Here is an 18,285-nt window from a genome sequence, read left to right as displayed (position 1 = left end):
GCCTGTGCGGGGAATTACTCGCTGATCTGGCTCTGCAGATAGTTCTGGATGCCGACCTTCACGATCAGGTCGAGCTGGGTCTCCAGCCACTCGATGTGTTCTTCGGTGTCTTCGAGGATCATCAGGAACAGGTCGCGGGTCACGTAGTCCGCCGCCGCTTCCGCCGCCGCGATGCCTTCCTTGACCGTCACCTGGGCCGCGCGCTCGAGCTTGAGGTCGCATTCCAGCATTTCCTGGGCCGATTCACCGATGAGCAGCTTGTGCAGGGCTTGCAGGTTGGGTAGGCCGTCGAGCATCAGGATGCGGTCGATCAGCTTGTCGGCGTGCTTCATCTCGCCGATCGATTCGTCGTATTCCTTCTTCGCCAGCTTGCCGAAGCCCCAGTGGCGGTACATGCGCGCATGCAGGAAGTACTGGTTGATCGCGGTGAGTTCGTTGGTCAGCTGCGCGTTGAGCAGGCGCAGGACGTTTTGGTCGCCTTTCATGGGATGCCCTTGGTGGATTTCGAATGGGCTCCATGATAACAAACAAGACGCCAAAAAACGGCTAAAAATCGGCGAAAACGCTGAAAAATACGCCTCAAATGCGTGGAAAATGCTTGGAATTCGCTGGAATGAAAACCGTTCTCGTTCCATCGCGAGAACGCTTCTCAGTACTGCCGGATTGGCAAGAAAAAAGGCGTAAAAAAACCCCGCAGCATGGCGGGGCAGGAGAAGTGAGAGGTGGATCAGGCCGCTTGCGGGACGCGGCGCACTTCGGTGATCGTGGTTTTGCTGTCGAGGTGTTCGTTCAGGACTTCGCGTGCGTAGCTGACGCACTTGCCGCACATGGTGCCGACGCCGAGTTCCTTGTGCAGTTCGGCCACCGAAGAAATGCCGAGGTCCACTGCCTGGCGGATTTCGCGGTCGGAGATGTTGTTGCAGACACAGACGATCATCGTTTAGCTTCCTTGCCGTTTTCATCACATAAATGAGAATCAATCTCATTCGTGTTCTATTTTGATGAAACTCGGCGGCGCATGCAAGCGATTTTTACAGTGCGCGTGCAAATTCAGGCGAGTATGATCACCCTGCAAATAGAAATAATTCGCATTTAGGTTTATCATGCACCTATCTGTCTCATCAGCGCTACAACCACCGGACGCGACCATGACTCTTGCTCCCACCCTCACCACGCTCGACGCCCTCCAGGCCGGCCAGAGCGCCACCGTGATCCACCTGGCCCCGACGGCGCAGGAGGGCGGCGCCGACGTCCAGCGCCGCCTGATGGAACTCGGCTTCGTGCCGGGCGAGCGCATCCGTGTTCTCAAGCGCGTGCTGGGCGGCCCGCTGGCCGTCAAGGTCGGCGAATCGACCTTCGCCCTGCGCCGCTTCGAAGCGGCCCTCGTCTCGATCAAACCGGAATAAGTAATGGGTGTAATGGAACAGCAGGTGGCGTCGCGTACGCCCCTGGTCGCACTGCTCGGCAATCCCAACTGCGGCAAGACCGCGCTCTTCAACCGCCTGACCGGTTCGCGCCAGAAGGTCGCGAACTACGCCGGCGTCACCATCGAGCGCAAGGAAGGCAGCTTCACGTCGCCCGCGGGCCGCGCGTTTCGCGTGCTCGACCTGCCGGGCGCCTACAGCCTGAGCGCCCAGACCCCGGACGAAGCGATCACCCGCGACGTGGTGGCCGGCCTGCGCGCCGGCGAAGCGCCGCCGGACGCCATCCTGTGCGTGGTCAACGCCACCAACCTGCGCCTGAACCTGCGCATGGTGCTCGAACTCAAGCGCCTGGGCCTGCCCATGGTGCTCGTGCTGAACATGGTCGACGTGGCCAGGAAGCGCGGCATCGCGATCGACGCAGCCAAGCTGTCGCAAGAGCTGGGCATGCCGGTGGTCGAGACCGTCGCCATCCAGTCCGGCGGCGAACAGGCCCTGCTCGCCACCCTGGACGGCATGGTCTTCGGCGAAAAGGTCGCACCGAACCCCCTGTCGGCGATCGACGCAGTGCCGGTCGAGGAGACCCAGCGCGAAGTGCGCCGCATCCTCGACCTCGCCGTCTCGAGCAGCGGCGACACCGGCAACCTGACCGAGAAGATCGACAACGTGGTGCTGCACCCGGTGGCGGGGCCGCTCATCCTGGCCGCGCTGATGTTCCTGATCTTCCAGGCCGTGTTCAGCTGGGCCGGCACGCCGATGGACCTGATCGAGGCGGGCGTGGGCGCGCTGGGCGAACAGGTCGGCATCCTGCTCGGCGAAGGCCTGCTGCACAGCCTGATCGTGGACGGCATCATCGCCGGCGTCGGCAGCGTGCTCGTGTTCCTGCCGCAGATCCTGATCCTGTTCTTCTTCATCCTGCTGCTGGAAGACGTGGGCTACCTGCCGCGCGCCGCCTTCCTGCTCGACCGCATCATGGGCAGCGTGGGCCTGTCCGGCCGCGCCTTCCTGCCTCTCCTGTCCTCGTTTGCCTGCGCCATTCCCGGCATCATGGCCGCGCGCACCATCCAGAATCCGCGCGACCGCCTGGTGACCATCATGATCGCGCCGCTCATGACCTGCTCGGCGCGCCTGCCGGTCTATGCGCTCCTGATTGCCGCTTTCATCCCGGACCGCGAAGTGGCGGGCCTGATGAACCTGCAGGGCCTGGTGCTCTTCATCCTCTACATGGCCGGCATCCTGAGCGCCATGGCCGTGGCCTGGTACATGAAGCGCCGCAGCGACTTCAAGCAGCACGCCCTCATGATGGAACTGCCGGCCTACCACTGGCCCCAGCCGGGCGCGCTGGCCGTGGGCCTGTGGGAACGCGCGAAAGTGTTCCTGAAACGCGTGGGTACCCTGATCCTTGCCATGATGGTCCTGCTCTGGCTGCTCTCGAGCTTCCCGGGCGCACCGGAAGGCGCGACCCAGCCGCCGGTCTACTACAGCGTCGCCGGCATGATCGGCCGCGCCCTGGAAGTGGTGCTGGCGCCGATCGGCTTCGGCTGGCAGATGGCGATCGCCCTGGTGCCGGGCATGGCCGCGCGCGAAGTCGCGGTCGGCGCCCTGGGCACCGTCTACGCCCTGTCGGGCGGCGACGAGGCCGCCAATGCGCTGGCCCCGATCCTCGCCCAGACCTGGTCGCTGGCGACCGGCCTGTCGGTGTTGACCTGGTACATCTACGCGCCGCACTGCCTGCCGACCCTGGCGACCGTGGCGCGCGAAACCGGCAGCCGCCGCTACGCCTGGATCATGGCCGGCTATATGTTCGGCCTGGCCTACGTGGCCTCCTTCATCGTCTACCGCACCACCCTGTTCTTCACCGGGGCCTGAGAGGAGCACGGATCATGTGGCAGGAGATCATCGTCGGGATCATCGTCGCGCTGGCCCTGCTGTACGCGGTCGCGAAGTACCTGCCCGAGCGCTGGCGCCATGCGCTGGCAGGGCGCCTGTCCAGGGGCGGGCGCGCCAGCCGCTGGCTGGTGAAATGGCTGGACGCCACCGCGAGCTGCGGCAGTGGCTGCGGCTCGGGATGCAACAGCTGTGGCCCATCCGAACCCACGCCGCCATCCGGCAAAGGCAAGGTCATCCAGATCCATCCGCGCCGCTGATGCCGGCCCCGGCGCTCAGCGCGCCGGCACCTCCACCACATGCCAGGCGCCGCCGACCCCGTCGCCGGTCTTGTCCCCGGCATTCTTGTCCTTGATAAAGGTATACAGCGGCTTGCCCCGGTGGGCCAGCTGCTTGCTGCCGTCCTCGCGCGTGACGATGGACCAGGGTTCCGCCAGCGTGCCGGCCGGCGCTTTTACAGGTGGCCAGTTTCTGGCGCAAACACCGACACAATTGCTCTTGCCGCTGCCGGCTTCGTCCTTGTCGTAGGTGTAGACGGCCATGCCGGCGGAGTCGACCAGCATGCCGTTCGCGGCCTTGAGTGGCGGGGCATCGGCGAAGGCGAAGCCGGACAGGAAGAGGGCAAGGGCGGCAAGAACGGCAGCGAAACTGACACGCAGAATCATGATGAGCTCCTCGGTGGGCAATGCAGAGATAGACCGTAGAACTAGGACCCCGTTCCCGACAAATCGGCCACGGCCTTGATCAGGCGCTGGGCATCGTAGGGCGCATGCACCTTGATGTCGTTGTCGAAGTAGCAGTACACGTCGCGTGCCTTTTTTCGCGGCGGCGCCGTCGCCGAGATCAGGCGCGCCTCTTCCGGCTGCCGCCCATGGCGCCAGGCATGGATGCGCCCCGCCCAGGCCGCGATCGCCTCATCCCCGTAGCCGCTCGCGTACAGCTCCTGGTCGCCGTGCAGGCGGATATAGACGAAATCGGCCGTCACGTCCTCGGCCAGGGGCCAGCGTCCCGCGGTATCGGCCACCACCAGCGCCACCTTGTAACGGCGCAGCATGGCGATGAAGGCAGGGTCCATGAAACTCTCGTGGCGGATCTCGACCGCGTGCCGCATCGGCCGCCTGGGCCCGGCCTCGAGCGAGACCTTGCCTTCCATGCGCGGCTGGTACTGCAGTGCGCGTTCGAGCGCGGCGTCGGTGTCCTGCGGCAGCAGCGACAGGAAGTGCTCGAAGCGCTCGGGCTCGAATTTCATCATCGGCGGGAACTGCCACAGGAAGGGACCGAGCTTTTCCTTCAGCGCGAACACGCCCGAGGCCAGCACGTTGGCCAGCGGCCCCTCGATGTCGCGCAGCTTGAGCATATGGGTGAGGAAGCGGTTGCCCTTCACGGCGAACACGAAGCCGGGCGGGGTGGCGGCATGCCAGGCGGCATAGCTGGAAGGGCGCTGCAGGGAATAGAAGGAGCCGTTGATCTCGATGCTGGGCAACTGGGTGGCGGCGTATTCCAGCTCGCGGTGCTGGGCCAGGCCGGGAGGATAGAACTTGCCGCGCCACGGCACGTAGCGCCAGCCGGAAATGCCGATGTAGACCGATCCGCTCATGGACGCACCATACCCCGGCCCGCCTGGCGCTTTCGTGCGGGCACGCACCGAACATGCCACTGTTGGCAAGCACGCAACATGGTAAGCTGGCGGACCGTTCAATTCCGCCAAGACCCGCCATGATCGTCGTCCATCACCTGAACAATTCGCGCTCGCAGCGCATCCTGTGGCTGCTCGAGGAGCTGGGCCTGGACTACGAGATCAAGAAATACCAGCGCGATCCGAAGACCATGCTGGCGCCGCCCGAACTGAAGGCCGTGCATCCGCTCGGAAAGTCCCCGGTGATCAGCGACGGTGAACTGGTGGTGGCGGAATCCGGCGCCATCGTCGAGTACCTGGTCGGCCGCTACGGCAACGGACGCCTGCTGCCGGCCGCCGGCACGCCGGAACGCCTGCGCTACACCTACTTCCTGCACTTCGCCGAAGGCTCGGCCATGTCGCCGCTCCTGATGAAGCTGGTGTTCGACAAGGTCGAGAACGGCCCCATGCCCTTCTTCGCGAAGCCGATCGCCCGCGCCATCGCGCGCAAGGTCAAGGAGGGCTTTGTCAATCCGAACATCCGCAGCCAGCTGGATTTCCTGGAAGCGGAACTGGGCAAGTCGGAATGGTTCGCGGGCGGCGAATTCAGCGCAGCCGACATCCAGATGAGTTTTGCGCTGGAAGCGGCGGCTTCGCGCGGCGGGCTGGGCAGCCAGTATCCGCGCCTGGCGGAGTTCCTGCGGAAGATTCATGCGCGCCCGGCCTACGGGCGCGCGCTGGAGCGAGGCGGCAGGTACGACTACGCAAGCTGACTATTCTTTTCCCGCGGAGCCGCCCGGTTTATCATGTGCGGTTTCCAAGCCACCCAGCACACAGCATCATGAGCAAACCGGGCAAGCTGCTCGCGATCGATGGCCTGAACATCGTGCGCCGCGTCTACGAGGCCAGTCCCGAGCCGGATTCCGACCTGAAGGCCGGGATCGCGCTGCGCCACGCCTTCTCGTCCTTCCGCAACGTGCTCGAGGTGCATGCGCCGACCCATGTGCTGGCCGCCTTCGACTATGGCGGCCCGAACTGGCGCCACGAACTCTACCCGCGCTACCGCGAAGGCCGCGCCGCCATGCCCGCGCCGCTGCGCGAGGCGCTGCCGGAATTCCACGAGCGCCTGCGCAAGGCGGGCGTGCAGGTGGTGTCCCTGCCCGGGGTCGAGGCCGACGACGTGATCGCCACCGGCGTGATGCGCTGGCTGAACGAAGGGCGGGGCGAAGCCATCGTCGCCACCACCGACAAGGACCTGCACGTCCTGATCGCGCACGGCGCCCTGGTCTGGGACCATTTCAAGAACGAGTGGCACGACGACGCCTGGGTGCGCGCGCGCTTCGGCGTGGCGCCCGAGCTGCTGCACGACCTGCTGTCCCTGATGGGCGACCCCACCGACGGCGTCCCGGGCGTCTCGAAGATCGGCATGAAGACGGCGGCGCGCCTGCTCAATGCCTACGGCAGCCTGGACGCCGTGGTCGCCGGCGCCGGCATCCTCAAGACGCCGCTGGGGGAGAGGCTGCGCGCCGAGCGTGAGATACTGGAGATCTCGCGCCGCCTGGTGCACTTGAGAACCGACCTGCGCCTGGGCGTGAGCTGGAACATGCTGGCCTGGGAGGCGCATTGAACAAGATGAAGGGAATGAGCCGATGCTCAAGGCTGTAATCGTCGACGGCAGCGCGATTTCGCGCGGCCTGCTCAATACCGTGCTGCAGGACGGCGGCTACGACGTCGTCGGCCAGACGCATACGGGCCATGCCGGCTACGTGCTCGCGATGAAGCACCGCCCGCAGATCGTCTGCATCGCACGCGAACAGGTGGAAGACGGCAGCCAGGTGGTCGAGGAATTGCGCACCCACCTGCCGAAAGCCATGATCTTCATGGTGTCGGGCACGCTCGACGCGCCCACCATCCAGGCATCCGTCGCGCGCGGCGTGCATGGCTTCATCGTCAAGCCCTTCAAGGCCGACGCCGTGCTCAAGACCATCCGCAACACCGTGATCGCGGTGGTGCGCAAGCAGCAGGCAGGCGGCGGCGCGGGCGGTGCGGCCGGCGGCTAACGCCGACGCTGTATTTCCTCGGACGCGATCGCGGCCAGTTCGCGCAGGGCGCGCAGCTCGCGCTCGCGCAGCCGGCGCGGCTCGCGGTCGAGCACGCACAGGGTGCCCAGCAGGAGGCCCTCGCCATCTTCCAGCGGCACCCCGGCATAGAAGCGGATATGCGGTTCGCCCACCACCAGCGGGTTGGCGGCGAAGCGCGGGTCATTCGCCGCATCCCCCACCACGAAGGCGCCGCCCGCGGCCAGCGCATGGCTGCAGAACGACCATTCGCGCGGCGTCTCGCTGATGTCGATGCCGACGCGCGCCTTGAACCACTGGCGCTGCGGGGTGAGCAGCGTGACCAGGGCGATCGGGCAGTCGGTGGTCTGCGCGGCCAGCCGCACCAGGCGGTCGAACACCTCTTCGGCGGGCGAGTCCAGCAGCCGCGATTCGGCCAGCGCCGCCAGGCGCTGCGACTCCTTCTCCGCCGGCGGGCAAGGCGCCGTCCCTTCCGGACGGTAGTACGCGCTCCCGGCGTCCGGCGCCGTCCCGTCGCGCTGCCGGCGCAGCGCCAGCACGGCGCTCAGGCGCACGCGCCGGTGTCCGCCCGGCGTCTTCCAGGCCGGCAGGGCGCCGCTCTCCATCCAGAGCTGGACGGTACTGACGGCCACGCCCAGCAGCTCGGCGGCATCGCGCGTGGTCAGGATCGGATCGTCGGTGGTGGACATGTGGTCGATCAGTCAAAAAGAGTGGAAGGATTCTACTCGATATGGCAGGCTATTTGATGAATTTGCGTGGTTTCTGCGCAATATAATTGAAGGACTGCATTATTTCGCCCTGTCTTCCCGGTTATAATCGTCAATTCCGATAAATTCGTGCGCCGTCGAGCGTGCGACCCCCAAGGGCCTGCCATGAACTCACCGTACGAACCCCATCTGGCGGAAGCCGGCCGCCTGGAGGCGCTGCGCCAGCTGGAATTGCTGGACACGGCGCCGAGCGAGGCCTACGACCGCATCACGCGCATGGCGGCGCAGCTGTTCCAGCTGCCGATCGCGGCGGTGTCGCTGACCGACGCCGACCGCCAGTGGTTCAAGTCGAAGGTGGGGGTGGCGCACAGCCAGATCCCGCGCCTGAAGGCGCCCTGCGCGGCGGTGGCCGAAAGCGGCGAGGTGCTGGCGGTGCCGGACCTGCTGGAGGACGCGTGCTTCCGCGACAGCCCGCTGGCCGGGAGCGGCATCCGCTTCTACCTGGGCGCGCCCCTGACGACCAAGTCGGGCCACCGCCTGGGAGCGCTGTGCGTGCTCGGCCTCGAACCGCGCGCCGTGAGCGATGCCGACCGCGCGGCCTTGCAGGACCTGGCGGCGATGGTGATGGCGCAGATCGAGCTGCAGCATGCGCTCGGCCGGGTCGACCCGATCAGCGGCCTGCCCAACCGGAACCAGTTCGTCAGCGACGTGCGCGATCTCGCCCTGGCCGAGACGGTTGGAGAGATGCGGCTGGCCGCGCTGGTGAGCCTGGCCAGTCCGGGAGAACTGAGCGACGCCATGCGCGTGATGGGCAGTGCCCACCTGGACGAGATCGTGCGCGCGGCGGTGCCGGCGTTGCGCCAGCTGGCCGACGGCGGCAAGGTCTACCACGTGGGCACCACGGATTTCGCCTTCGTCGCCCCGCGGGGCGCCTCGCTGGTGCGCTTCAGCGGCACCCTGCTGGCCTGGCTCGGCGAGCGCGCTCCCGCCGGCGGCGCGCGCTTCATCACGACCACCACCGCCGGCCTGGCGCGCTTCGCGGTGGGCCAGGACGCGCCGCTCGACATCCTGCGCAACCTGCACAGCGCCACCCACGACGCGCTCGGCGCAGAGTCGGGCCTGCGCGTCTACTCGCCAGAGCAGGACGCGGCCTACCGGCGCCGCTTCTGGCTGATCGGCGAATTCGGACGCGCCTTGCAGCAGCCGGGCGAGCTGCATCTCGTGTTCCAGCCCAAGGTCGACCTGCAAGGCGGCGCCTGCCATGGCGTGGAAGCCCTGCTGCGCTGGACCCATGCCGAGGAAGGCTTCATCTCGCCGGCAGAATTCATCCCCATCGTCGAAAGCACCTCGCTCGCGCGCGCCACCACCGAATGGGTCCTGGCGGCGGCGATGCGCCAGCTGGCCGCCTGGCGCAAGGAAGGCGTGGCCCTGCAGGTGGCGGTCAACGTCTCGGCCGTCAACCTGGAAGAACCGGACTTCTGCGAGCGCGTGCTGGACGGCCTGCAGCGCCACGCGCTCGACCCCGCCAGCCTGGCGCTGGAACTGACCGAGAGCGCCCTGATGCGCAAACCCAAGGCGGCCCAGGACACCATGGCGCGCCTGGCCGCGGCCGGCGTGAAGATCGCGATCGACGACTTCGGCACCGGCTACAGCAGCCTGGCCTATTTGCAGGAGATGCCGGCCGACGTGGTCAAGATCGACCAGTCTTTCGTGCGCGGCATCGGGAACGACGAACGCACGCTGTCGCTCGTCACGGCGATGATCAAGCTGTCGCACGACCTGGGCCACCGCGTGGTGGGCGAGGGCGTGGAGACGGAAAGCGTGGCGCAGTTGCTGCGCGAGGCTGGCTGCGACGAGGCGCAGGGGTATTTATACGGGAAGCCGATGGCGGCGGGGGCGCTGGCCGAGTGGCTGGCATGCCGTTGAACCTGTAGGGTGGACGGGGGAATCTAGTCCAGTGGACTAGATTCCCGTCCGCGCGTTCAACTACAAGGTGAATTGACGCGTCTCGGCCATTTCCACGCTGGTTGAACGCGCGGTCGGCAGAGCCGACCACCCTACGAAATCAGATGGCGGTGTTGACGTCGATGATGCCGCCACCCAGGCACACGTCGCCGTCGTAGAGCACGGCCGACTGTCCCGGCGTCACGGCCCATTGCGGATCCGTGAAATCGAGCGCGAAACGCTCCAGCCCATCGGCCTGCACGGTGCAGGCCACATCGGCCTGGCGATAGCGGGTCTTGGCCGACAGCAGGCGCGGGCTCGGGGCTTCGCCCGCGATCCAGCTGGCCTGGCCTGCTTCCAGGCGCGAGGAAAGCAGCCAGGGGTGATCGTGCCCCTGCACGATGTAGAGCGTATTGGTGGCGACGTCCTTGCGCGCCACGAACCAGGGCTCGCTGGTGCCGTCCGCGTTCTTGTGCGACTTCAGGCCGCCGATGCCGATGCCCTTGCGCTGGCCCAGCGTATAGAAGGACAGGCCGATGTGCTCGCCCACCACGGTGCCGTCGTCCAGTTTCATCGGGCCCGGCTTGTGCGAGAGGTAGCGGTTCAGGAACTCGCGGAAAGGGCGCTCGCCGATGAAGCAGATGCCGGTCGAGTCCTTCTTCTGCGCGTTGGGCAGCTGCAGGCGTTCGGCGATTTTCCGCACCTCCGTCTTCGGGATCTCGCCCAGCGGGAACAGCGACTTCGAGAGCTGGGCCTGGTTCAGGCGGTGCAGGAAGTAACTTTGATCCTTGGTGTGATCGAACGCCTTTAGAAGCTCGAAGCGGCCGTCGTTCTCGCGCACGCGCGCGTAGTGGCCGGTCGCGATCAGGTCGGCGCCCAGCTTCATTGCATGGTCGAGGAAGGCCTTGAACTTGATCTCGGCATTGCACAGCACGTCCGGATTCGGCGTACGGCCGGCCTGGTACTCGCGCAGGAATTCCGCGAACACGCGGTCCTTGTACTCGGCGGCGAAGTTGACCGCCTCGATGTCCACGCCGACCACGTCGGCCACGCTGGCCGCGTCGATCCAGTCCTGGCGCGTCGAGCAGTATTCCGAGTCGTCGTCGTCTTCCCAGTTCTTCATGAACAGGCCGATGACTTCGTAGCCCTGTTCCTTCAGCATCCACGCCGCGACCGAGGAGTCGACACCGCCCGACATCCCGATCACGACTTTTTTCTTGCTCATTTCAGTTCCGTTATCTTTAGATCCCGCCCTCGAACACGGAGGGGTGGGTGTACAGCAAATTCAGTTCGGTGCGCTTGCCGGCCAGGTAGTCGTCCACGCACTGCAGCACGATCGGGCTGCGGTGGCGTTCGGCGGTGGCGGCGATTTCGTCGCGCGTCATCCACAGGGTGCGCAGGATGCCGTCGTCGAGCGGCTGGTCGAGTTCGCGGCCGGCGTGGCCGCAGAAGGTGAAGCGCAGGTAGGTGACGTCGGTGCCGCGCGACTTCGAGTGGTAGCGCGACATGTACATGCCGACCAGGCCCGTGGGGATGAATTCGTGCGCGGTTTCCTCCAGCGCCTCGCGTACCACCGCCTGCTCGAGCGACTCGTGCGGATCGAGGTGGCCCGCCGGCTGGTTCAGTTTCACGCCTTCGCTCGTCTCTTCCTCGATCAGCAGGAAACGGCCATCGCGTTCGATGATCGCGGCGACGGTCACGGATGGTTTGAAGATATCGGTCATGCGCATCCTTGAAAATGAGCCGGTATTCTACCTTGACAGCGGGCACCTCTGCTCATCCATGCCCCTCCGGTGCGCTTGCCTGTCGTTAAATGGCCTTGATCTAGTGCAAACAAGCAGGCCGTCTCGCTGGCTCCACGTCCCCCTTTCCGCCAGAATCGAATATTGGCTTTTTAGTATTTGTTATCGAGCAATTAGACGTCATTACATGGTAGATTGTGGACAGTCTGTCCACTGAAGGAGGGATTTTCATGAGAATTGGCATACCGGCCGAGACCAGGCCGGGCGAGACCCGCGTCGCTGCAACTCCCGAAACCGTCAAGAAACTGGCCGCGCGCCACCAGGTACTGGTGGAAGCGGGCGCCGGCCTGCGAGCCGCCTGCCCGGATGCCGCGTATGAAGCGGCCGGCGCCACCATCGTCGACACCGCCACCGCCTTTGGCGCCGACATGGTGCTCAAGGTACGCAGCCCCGATGCCGAAGAACGCGCCCGCATGCGTACCGGCAGCGTGCTGGTCGGCATGCTCAATCCCTTCGATGCCGAGAACCTCGCGGCCTTGGCCGGTGCAGGCCTCACCGCGTTCGCACTGGAAGCCGCGCCGCGCATCACGCGCGCCCAGTCGATGGACGTGCTCTCGAGCCAGGCGAACATCGCCGGCTACAAGGCCGTGATGCTGGCCGCGAACACCTACGGGCGCTTCATGCCCATGCTGATGACGGCCGCCGGCACCGTGAAGGCGGCGCGCGTCCTGATCATGGGCGTGGGCGTGGCCGGCCTGCAGGCGATCGCCACCGCCAAGCGCCTCGGCGCCGTGATCGAGGCCTCCGACGTGCGCCCGCCGGTGAAGGAACAGGTCGAGTCGCTGGGCGCCAAGTTCATCGACGTCCCTTACGAAACCGACGAGGAACGCGAGATCGCCCAAGGCGCCGGCGGCTACGCGCGGCCGATGCCGGCCGCCTGGATGCAGCGCCAGGCGGCGCTCGTGCACGAGCGGGCGAAACTCGCCGACATCATCATCACCACCGCCCTGATCCCGGGCCGCAAGGCGCCGGTGCTGATTGGCGAGGATACCGTACGCGCCATGAAGCCCGGCTCGGTGATCGTCGACATGGCGATCGAGCAGGGCGGCAACTGCCCGCTGACGGAACTGAACCGCACCGTGCTCAAGCACGGCGTGCACATCATCGGCGAACCGAACCTGGCTGCCCTGGTCCCGGCCGATGCATCGGCCCTGTATGCGCGCAATGTGCTGGACTTCCTCAAGCTGGTGATCGACAAGGAAGACAAGTTCACGATCGACCGCGAGGACGAGATCGTGCGCGCGACCCTGGTGTGCGCGGACGGTGCGGTGTTGAGAACATAAGACGACAGGAGAAGCGAAGCATGGAAATCAGCCACACCATCATCAACCTGATCATCTTCGTGCTGGCCATCTACGTCGGCTACCACGTGGTCTGGAACGTCACCCCCGCGCTGCATACGCCGCTGATGGCGGTCACCAACGCGATCTCCGCCATCATCATCGTCGGCGCCATGCTGGCCGCCGGCCTGACCGAGGGCCTGACCGGACAGGTGGCCGGCACCGTCGCGGTGGCGCTGGCCGCCGTCAACGTGTTCGGCGGCTTCATGGTCACCCGGCGCATGCTGGAGATGTTCAAGAAGAAGGAGCCCAAGGCCGTCGCCAGGCCTGGCGCCGATGCCGCTTCGGCTGCGGGAGAACGCGCATGAACTACATCAGCATGAACGTCGTGACGCTGTTCTACCTGGTGGCCTCGGTGTGCTTCATCCAGGCGCTCAAGGGCCTGTCCTCGCCTTCGACGGCGCGGGTGGGCAATACCTTCGGCATGGCCGGCATGGCGATCGCGGTCCTGACCACCGTGGCCCTGATCTTCAAGCTGCAGGCGGAACTCGCCACGGGGCATGGGATGGGCTTCCCCTTGGTGATCCTCGGCGTGGTGGTGGGCGGCGCGATCGGCGCCTATGCGGCCAGGAAGGTCGAGATGACCAAGATGCCCGAGCTGGTGGCGGCGATGCACTCGCTGATCGGCCTGGCCGCCGTGTGCATCGCGGTGGCCGCCGTGTCCGAACCCTGGGCCTTCAACATCGCCACGCGCGAGACCCCGCTGCCCTTCGGGAACCGGCTGGAGCTCTTCATCGGCACTTTTGTCGGCGCAGTGACCTTCTCGGGTTCGGTGATCGCCTTCGGCAAACTCTCGGGCAAGTACAAGTTCCGCCTGTTCCAGGGCGCGCCGGTGCGCTTCGCCGGCCAGCACATCCTCAACCTGGTGCTGGCCATCGCCATCATCGCCCTCGGCCTGCTGTTCTGCTTCGCGGATGGCGTGGCGCCGAGCTGGACCCCCTTCCTCATCATGGCCGCGCTGTCCTTCGTGCTGGGCGTGCTGATCATCATCCCGATCGGCGGCGCCGACATGCCGGTGGTGGTGTCGATGCTGAACTCCTATTCGGGCTGGGCGGCGGCGGGCATCGGCTTCTCGCTGAACAACTCGATGCTGATCATCGCGGGCTCCCTGGTCGGCTCGAGTGGCGCCATCCTGTCGTACATCATGTGCAAGGCCATGAACCGTTCTTTCTTCAACGTGATCCTGGGCGGCTTCGGTGGCGAGGCCGTCAGCGACGCGGGCGAGGCGAAGGAACAGCGCCCCGTGAAATCCGGTTCGGCCGACGACGCCGCCTTCATCCTGCAGAATGCGGAATCGGTCATCATCGTCCCCGGCTACGGCCTGGCGGTGGCGCGCGCCCAGCATTCGGTGAAGGAACTGGTCGACAAGCTGACCGAGCACGGCGTGCAGGTGCGCTATGCGATCCACCCGGTGGCGGGCCGCATGCCCGGCCACATGAACGTGCTGCTGGCCGAGGCCGAGGTGCCCTACGACCAGGTGGTCGAGATGGAAGACATCAACGGCGAATTCGGCCAGACCGACGTGGTGCTGGTGCTGGGCGCGAACGACGTGGTGAACCCGGCGGCCAAGGACCCGAAATCCCCGATCGCCGGCATGCCGATCCTCGAGGCCTACAAAGCCAAGAGCATCATCGTCAACAAGCGCTCGATGGCCTCGGGCTATGCGGGCCTGGACAACGAGCTGTTCTACCAGCCCAACACGATGATGGTCTTCGGCGACGCCAAGAAGGTGATCGAATCGATGGTGAAGGCAGTGGAGTAAGGATGCGGGAACTGCGTTTCAATGTCTTCGGCACGCTGGTGACCATCACCGGCGCGCCCGGCGCCTGGCAAGCCTTCTACCCCGGCAGCGATGGCAAGCGCCGTCCTGCCGACTTCATCGTCCCCCACGACATTTCCGAGGACGGCCTCCTCGAATACCTGGCCGACCTCTTCCACGAAGACGCCACCCCGCGGCGCCCCAACGTCCTGCGCCTCGCCTGACCCCACCCTGTGGGGTCAGAGTCAAATTATCTACCAATTGATCCCCCGATCGGTCTTGATGCCAAGGGAAATGGCACTCAACCAGTTGCGATAAGACTTTTGGCGATTAATTCGACTCTGACCCTAATTAGGTTTGCTCTGCTTTCTCACCGACAAAATGAGGGTCAGAGTCGAATTATTGAACACAATCTTTAGATCAATTGATTGGCGTGACGATCAATTGATCCGGGCCTGTTGATCCGAAGATCTTGGCGAATAATTTGACTCTGACCCTCATTGAGAGGTCAGCGGCGGCCGAACATCATCAGGTCGGCAAGCAGGAGGCGGGCGGGCTTGACGATGTCGAGGGCGGCCAGCGAAAGGCCGAGCAGGGGTTGCAGGGGGCCACGACCCACAAAAGCGCGGGCCATGGTGTCGGTCAGGCCGATCGTCAGGCTGCGGTCCTGGCTGCGTTCGAGCATGAAAGAGGCGATGGCATCCGGCGTGGCGCCGCGGGCCAGCTGGCGGGCCAGGACGGCGGCGTCGCGCAGGCCGAGGTTCAGGCCCTGGCCGGCGACCGGGTGCAGGGTCTGGGCGGCGTTGCCGATGGCGACCGTGCGGCTTGTCGCGCGGGCTTCGGCGTTCAGGCCGAGGGGGAAGGCGACGCGGGGCGACGCGGCTGTGAAATCACCGAGACGGGTGCCGAAGGCGTCGCCGAGTGCGCGCAGGAAGGCGGTGTCGTCGAGCAGCTGGATGTCGACGGCGCGTTCCGGGCGCATGCACCAGACCAGGGCGTAGCCGTGACCGTCGCCGTCGTCCTGCGGCAGCAGGGCCAGCGGTCCCTCGTCGGTGAAACGCTCGAAGGCGCGGTGCGCGATCGGATCGCTCACGGTCACGCGCGCGATCAGGGCGGTCTGTTCGTAGTCGCGCTGTCGGGCCTTGCTTTCCTGTTGGCCGAAGACGCCGCCTTCGGCCTGCACGGCCACTTTTGTCACCACGGTGCGGCCGTCGTCCAGGCGCAGTTGCACGCCCTCGTCTTCTTCGTCGAAGGATTCCACCCGGGCCGGGCGGACGGTCCGCACCCTGGCCGCGTCGCAGGCCCGCGCCAGCGCATCGACCACGGCGCCGTAGCGCGCCACATAGCCCAGCGCCGGCAGGCCGTGTTCAAGGCGGTCCATCAGGCTGCGGCCCAGCTGCCCGCGGCGCGAGACGTGGATCTCGTGGATCGGCGTGGCGGGCAAGGGCCAGGCGCGCACCTCGTCGAGCAGCTGCACGCTGCCCCAGGAAAGGGCGATCGAGCGCGGATCCGTGATCGCCTGGCCGAGCGACTTGCCGTCGATGAGGGCGATGCGCTCGCCCTGCACGCCGCGCCGCACGAGGAAGGCGGCCAGCGCCAGGCCGACCGGGCCGGCGCCGCAGATCGCGATGTCGACGTCGATGCGTTCAGGCGCCATCAGCGTTCTCCCATCAGGGTTTCGATGTCGGCGACGCTCTTCGGCGCGTCGCCGGACAGGATGCGGCACCCGCTCTCGCTGACGATCACGTCGTCCTCGATCCGGATGCCGATGTTCCAGAATTCCTCCGGCACGCCTTCGCCGGGCCGCACATAGATGCCTGGCTCCACCGTCAGCGCCATGCCCGGCAGCAGGGGGCGGGATGGCCGGTCCGGCAGCGTGAGGTCGCGATACGGCCCGACGTCGTGCACGTCCATGCCGAGCCAGTGGCCGGTGCCGTGCATGTAGAAGGGCAGGTGGGCCTTCTCGAGCACGGCATCCTCGACCGTGCCGTACTTCGTCCTGTCGATCAGGCCCAGCTCCAGCATGCCGCCCGCCAGCACATTGACGGCCGCGGTGTGCACATCGCTGTAGGGGCGGCCCGGCACGATGGCGGCAAACGCCGCCTGCTGCGCCTGCAGGACCAGCTCGTACAAGGCCCGCTGCGGCGCGCTGAAGCGGCCGTTCACCGGCCAGGTGCGGGTAATGTCGGAGGCGTAGCCATCGAGCTCGCAGCCGGCGTCGACCAGCACCAGCTGGCCGTCCAGGCATGGGCGGTTGTTGGCGTTGTAGTGCAGGACGCAGGCGTTCGCGCCCGAGGCGACGATCGGCGTGTAGGCGGGGAACTGGGCGCCGTGGCGGCGGAATTCGTGCAGCAGCTCGGCCTCGATCTCGTATTCGAACACGCCGGGCCGCGTGAAGCGCATGGCGCGCGCGTGGGCGCCGGCGGCGATGCTGGCCGCGCGCCCCATCAGGGCCTGCTCGCCCGCATCCTTCAAGAGGCGCATCTCGTCGAGGATGCCGAGCAGGTGGTGGGTGGTTGACGGGGCCGCGATGCCGGTGCGGCTCTTTGCGCGCACGGCCTTGAGCCAGCCGCTCACCTGCGCATCGAGCGCGGCGCTATGGCCCAGCGCGTAATACAGGGCCGGCGCATTGGCGAGCAAACCAGCCATCTGCGCGTCGAGTTCACCGATCGGATACGCTTCGTCGAAGCCGAAGGTGGCGCGCGCCGCTTCGGGCCCGTAACGGAAACCGTCCCAGATCTCGCGCTCGACATTCTTCTCGCGGCAGAACAGGATGGCGCGCGCAGGCGCGTCCCCGAGCGCGGCGACCAGCACCAGCACGCTCTCCGGCTCCGTGTAGCCGGTCAGGTAATAGAAATAGCTGTCGTGCCGGTAGGGATACTCGCTGTCGCCATTGCGCAGCAGTTCCGGCGCGGTGGCCAGCACCGCGACCGCGCCCGGCTCCATGCGCGCGGCCAGGCGCGCGCGGCGTTCGACAAAGGCGGAGGTGTCGACCTGGCCCGTCATGAGCCGGTCTTGGCCGCCCCCAGCGGCGCGTTCAGTTCTTCCAGCTGGCGCGCGGTGCCGACGTTGACCCACTGGCCTTCGTACAACTCGCCGCCGACACGGCCCTGTTCGATGAACTTGCGCATGAGCGGCCCGAACTTGACGAATTCGCCCGCCTTGATCCCCTCGAACATCTCGGGACGGTAGACGCCGATGCCGGCGAAGTTCCACTTCACCGGACCGTCATTCTTCAGGGTGTACATGTCGAGCGCGAAGTCCCCTTCCGGGTTGTGCCACGGGTTCGGCGTGAGCCACAGCCAGGCGATGTCGCGCTTGTCCGCCGGGTAGGGGATGCCCAGCATGTCCTTGTCCTTCAGGACGTCGACCACCTGCGAGAAATCGAAGTAGGGCGCGTAGATGTCGCCCGACACGGCCAGGAAAGGCTCGTCGCCCAGCAGGTGCAGGGCGTTGGCGATGCCGCCCGCGGTTTCCAGCGGGGTCGGCTCGTGCGAGTACACGATGCGCGCGCCGTACCTGCTGCCGTCGCCCAGCTCTTCCTCGATCATGTGACCGAGGTGGGAGTGGTTGATGACGATGTCGGTGATCCCCGCGCGCACGAGATTGAGCACGTGGTAGGTGATCATCGGGCGTCCGCGCACCTTGAGCAGGGGCTTGGGGCAGGCGTCCGTGAGCGGGCGCATGCGCTCGCCGCGGCCGGCGGCGAAAATCATCGCTTTCATGAATGGC

Annotated in this window: 21 protein-coding genes; 11 read left to right on the top strand and 10 right to left on the bottom strand. The window is 66.3% G+C overall.

Annotated features, from left to right (window positions below; translation table 11 throughout):
- Window positions 1–14: 14 nt before the first annotated feature.
- Window positions 15–485, bottom strand: coding sequence for a bacterioferritin (bfr, locus tag NX780_RS06960; RefSeq protein ID WP_258827122.1), 471 nt, complete (start codon window positions 483–485; stop codon window positions 15–17).
- Window positions 486–727: 242 nt separating this feature from the next.
- Window positions 728–937 carry a (2Fe-2S)-binding protein gene (locus NX780_RS06955; protein ID WP_258827121.1) on the bottom strand — a complete coding sequence of 70 codons (210 nt, stop codon included), beginning with the start codon at window positions 935–937 and terminating at the stop codon, window positions 728–730.
- 211 nt (window positions 938–1,148) lie between these two features.
- Between NX780_RS06955 and NX780_RS06950 the strand changes: the two genes are divergently transcribed.
- From NX780_RS06950 to NX780_RS06940, 3 genes are read left to right on the top strand one after another with little or no spacing between them, the layout of a single operon-like run.
- On the top strand, window positions 1,149–1,406 hold the full coding sequence (locus tag NX780_RS06950; RefSeq protein ID WP_258827120.1) for a FeoA family protein: 258 nt from the start codon (window positions 1,149–1,151) through the stop codon (window positions 1,404–1,406).
- A 3-nt stretch (window positions 1,407–1,409) separates the two neighbouring features.
- Window positions 1,410–3,290 (top strand): ferrous iron transporter B, encoded by a 1,881-nt coding sequence (gene feoB, locus NX780_RS06945; RefSeq protein WP_258827119.1) that lies wholly within the window; start codon window positions 1,410–1,412, stop codon window positions 3,288–3,290.
- 14 nt (window positions 3,291–3,304) lie between these two features.
- Window positions 3,305–3,568 carry a DUF6587 family protein gene (locus NX780_RS06940; protein WP_258827118.1) on the top strand — a complete coding sequence of 88 codons (264 nt, stop codon included), beginning with the start codon at window positions 3,305–3,307 and terminating at the stop codon, window positions 3,566–3,568.
- 15 nt (window positions 3,569–3,583) lie between these two features.
- Here NX780_RS06940 and NX780_RS06935 read toward each other — a convergent pair whose 3' ends face one another.
- Both NX780_RS06935 and NX780_RS06930 read right to left on the bottom strand, forming a co-directional pair.
- Entirely contained in the window at window positions 3,584–3,973 is a 390-nt protein-coding gene (locus NX780_RS06935) for a COG4315 family predicted lipoprotein (RefSeq protein ID WP_258827117.1), read from the bottom strand.
- Between the two features lie 41 nt (window positions 3,974–4,014).
- Window positions 4,015–4,905 (bottom strand): DUF72 domain-containing protein, encoded by an 891-nt coding sequence (locus NX780_RS06930; RefSeq protein ID WP_258827116.1) that lies wholly within the window; start codon window positions 4,903–4,905, stop codon window positions 4,015–4,017.
- Window positions 4,906–5,024: 119 nt separating this feature from the next.
- On the opposite strand from NX780_RS06930, the gene NX780_RS06925 reads away from it, so the two are divergent.
- From NX780_RS06925 to NX780_RS06915, 3 genes are all read left to right on the top strand, one after another.
- On the top strand, window positions 5,025–5,696 hold the full coding sequence (locus tag NX780_RS06925; protein ID WP_258827115.1) for a glutathione S-transferase: 672 nt from the start codon (window positions 5,025–5,027) through the stop codon (window positions 5,694–5,696).
- A gap of 68 nt (window positions 5,697–5,764) precedes the next feature.
- Complete coding sequence (locus NX780_RS06920) at window positions 5,765–6,550, top strand: 5'-3' exonuclease (RefSeq protein WP_258827114.1); 786 nt, start codon at window positions 5,765–5,767, stop codon at window positions 6,548–6,550.
- A gap of 22 nt (window positions 6,551–6,572) precedes the next feature.
- Entirely contained in the window at window positions 6,573–6,983 is a 411-nt protein-coding gene (locus tag NX780_RS06915) for an ANTAR domain-containing response regulator (RefSeq protein WP_258827113.1), read from the top strand.
- On the opposite strand, the gene NX780_RS06910 is transcribed toward NX780_RS06915, so the two are convergent.
- Window positions 6,980–7,690, bottom strand: coding sequence for a GAF domain-containing protein (locus NX780_RS06910; protein WP_258827112.1), 711 nt, complete (start codon window positions 7,688–7,690; stop codon window positions 6,980–6,982). The two genes, NX780_RS06915 and NX780_RS06910, sit on opposite strands and share 4 nt — an antisense overlap.
- Window positions 7,691–7,873: 183 nt before the next feature.
- Here NX780_RS06910 and NX780_RS06905 point away from each other — a divergent pair, with 183 nt between their 5' ends.
- On the top strand, window positions 7,874–9,634 hold the full coding sequence (locus tag NX780_RS06905; RefSeq protein ID WP_258827111.1) for a putative bifunctional diguanylate cyclase/phosphodiesterase: 1,761 nt from the start codon (window positions 7,874–7,876) through the stop codon (window positions 9,632–9,634).
- 139 nt (window positions 9,635–9,773) lie between these two features.
- Here the strand turns inward: NX780_RS06905 and mnmA are convergent, their stop codons facing one another.
- The gene (gene mnmA / locus NX780_RS06900; RefSeq protein ID WP_258827110.1) at window positions 9,774–10,877 is read right to left on the bottom strand and encodes a tRNA 2-thiouridine(34) synthase MnmA; all 1,104 of its coding nucleotides are present in this window, start codon (window positions 10,875–10,877) and stop codon (window positions 9,774–9,776) included.
- 16 nt (window positions 10,878–10,893) lie between these two features.
- Window positions 10,894–11,376 carry an NUDIX hydrolase gene (locus NX780_RS06895; RefSeq protein WP_258827109.1) on the bottom strand — a complete coding sequence of 161 codons (483 nt, stop codon included), beginning with the start codon at window positions 11,374–11,376 and terminating at the stop codon, window positions 10,894–10,896.
- A gap of 248 nt (window positions 11,377–11,624) precedes the next feature.
- Between NX780_RS06895 and NX780_RS06890 the strand changes: the two genes are divergently transcribed.
- Genes NX780_RS06890 through NX780_RS06875 form a run of 4 tightly spaced genes read left to right on the top strand, consistent with a single transcriptional unit; the run spans window position 11,625 to window position 14,777 of the window.
- Entirely contained in the window at window positions 11,625–12,737 is a 1,113-nt protein-coding gene (locus NX780_RS06890) for a Re/Si-specific NAD(P)(+) transhydrogenase subunit alpha (protein WP_258827108.1), read from the top strand.
- 20 nt (window positions 12,738–12,757) lie between these two features.
- Window positions 12,758–13,102: an NAD(P) transhydrogenase subunit alpha part 2 gene (locus NX780_RS06885; RefSeq protein WP_258827107.1), complete on the top strand. Its 345-nt coding sequence runs from the start codon at window positions 12,758–12,760 to the stop codon at window positions 13,100–13,102.
- Entirely contained in the window at window positions 13,099–14,556 is a 1,458-nt protein-coding gene (locus tag NX780_RS06880; RefSeq protein WP_258827106.1) for an NAD(P)(+) transhydrogenase (Re/Si-specific) subunit beta, read from the top strand. The genes NX780_RS06885 and NX780_RS06880 overlap by 4 nt, the downstream gene beginning before the upstream one ends.
- 2 nt (window positions 14,557–14,558) lie before the next feature.
- Window positions 14,559–14,777 (top strand): DUF7661 family protein, encoded by a 219-nt coding sequence (locus NX780_RS06875; protein ID WP_258827105.1) that lies wholly within the window; start codon window positions 14,559–14,561, stop codon window positions 14,775–14,777.
- Between the two features lie 284 nt (window positions 14,778–15,061).
- On the opposite strand, the gene NX780_RS06870 is transcribed toward NX780_RS06875, so the two are convergent.
- From NX780_RS06870 to murU, 3 genes are read right to left on the bottom strand one after another with little or no spacing between them, the layout of a single operon-like run.
- Window positions 15,062–16,210 (bottom strand): UbiH/UbiF/VisC/COQ6 family ubiquinone biosynthesis hydroxylase, encoded by a 1,149-nt coding sequence (locus tag NX780_RS06870; RefSeq protein ID WP_258827104.1) that lies wholly within the window; start codon window positions 16,208–16,210, stop codon window positions 15,062–15,064.
- Entirely contained in the window at window positions 16,210–17,559 is a 1,350-nt protein-coding gene (locus NX780_RS06865) for an aminopeptidase P N-terminal domain-containing protein (protein WP_258827103.1), read from the bottom strand. The genes NX780_RS06870 and NX780_RS06865 overlap by 1 nt, the downstream gene beginning before the upstream one ends.
- Complete coding sequence (murU, locus tag NX780_RS06860) at window positions 17,556–18,278, bottom strand: N-acetylmuramate alpha-1-phosphate uridylyltransferase MurU (RefSeq protein ID WP_258827102.1); 723 nt, start codon at window positions 18,276–18,278, stop codon at window positions 17,556–17,558. Before murU ends, NX780_RS06865 begins: the two co-directional genes overlap by 4 nt.
- Between the last annotated feature and the right edge of the window lie 7 nt (window positions 18,279–18,285).

This window comes from Massilia agri, from assembly GCF_024753255.1.
Taxonomy (GTDB): domain Bacteria; phylum Pseudomonadota; class Gammaproteobacteria; order Burkholderiales; family Burkholderiaceae_D; genus Telluria; species Telluria agri.
Note: the sequence above shows the minus strand (reverse complement) of the source record. Positions and strands in the feature narration are given on the sequence as shown.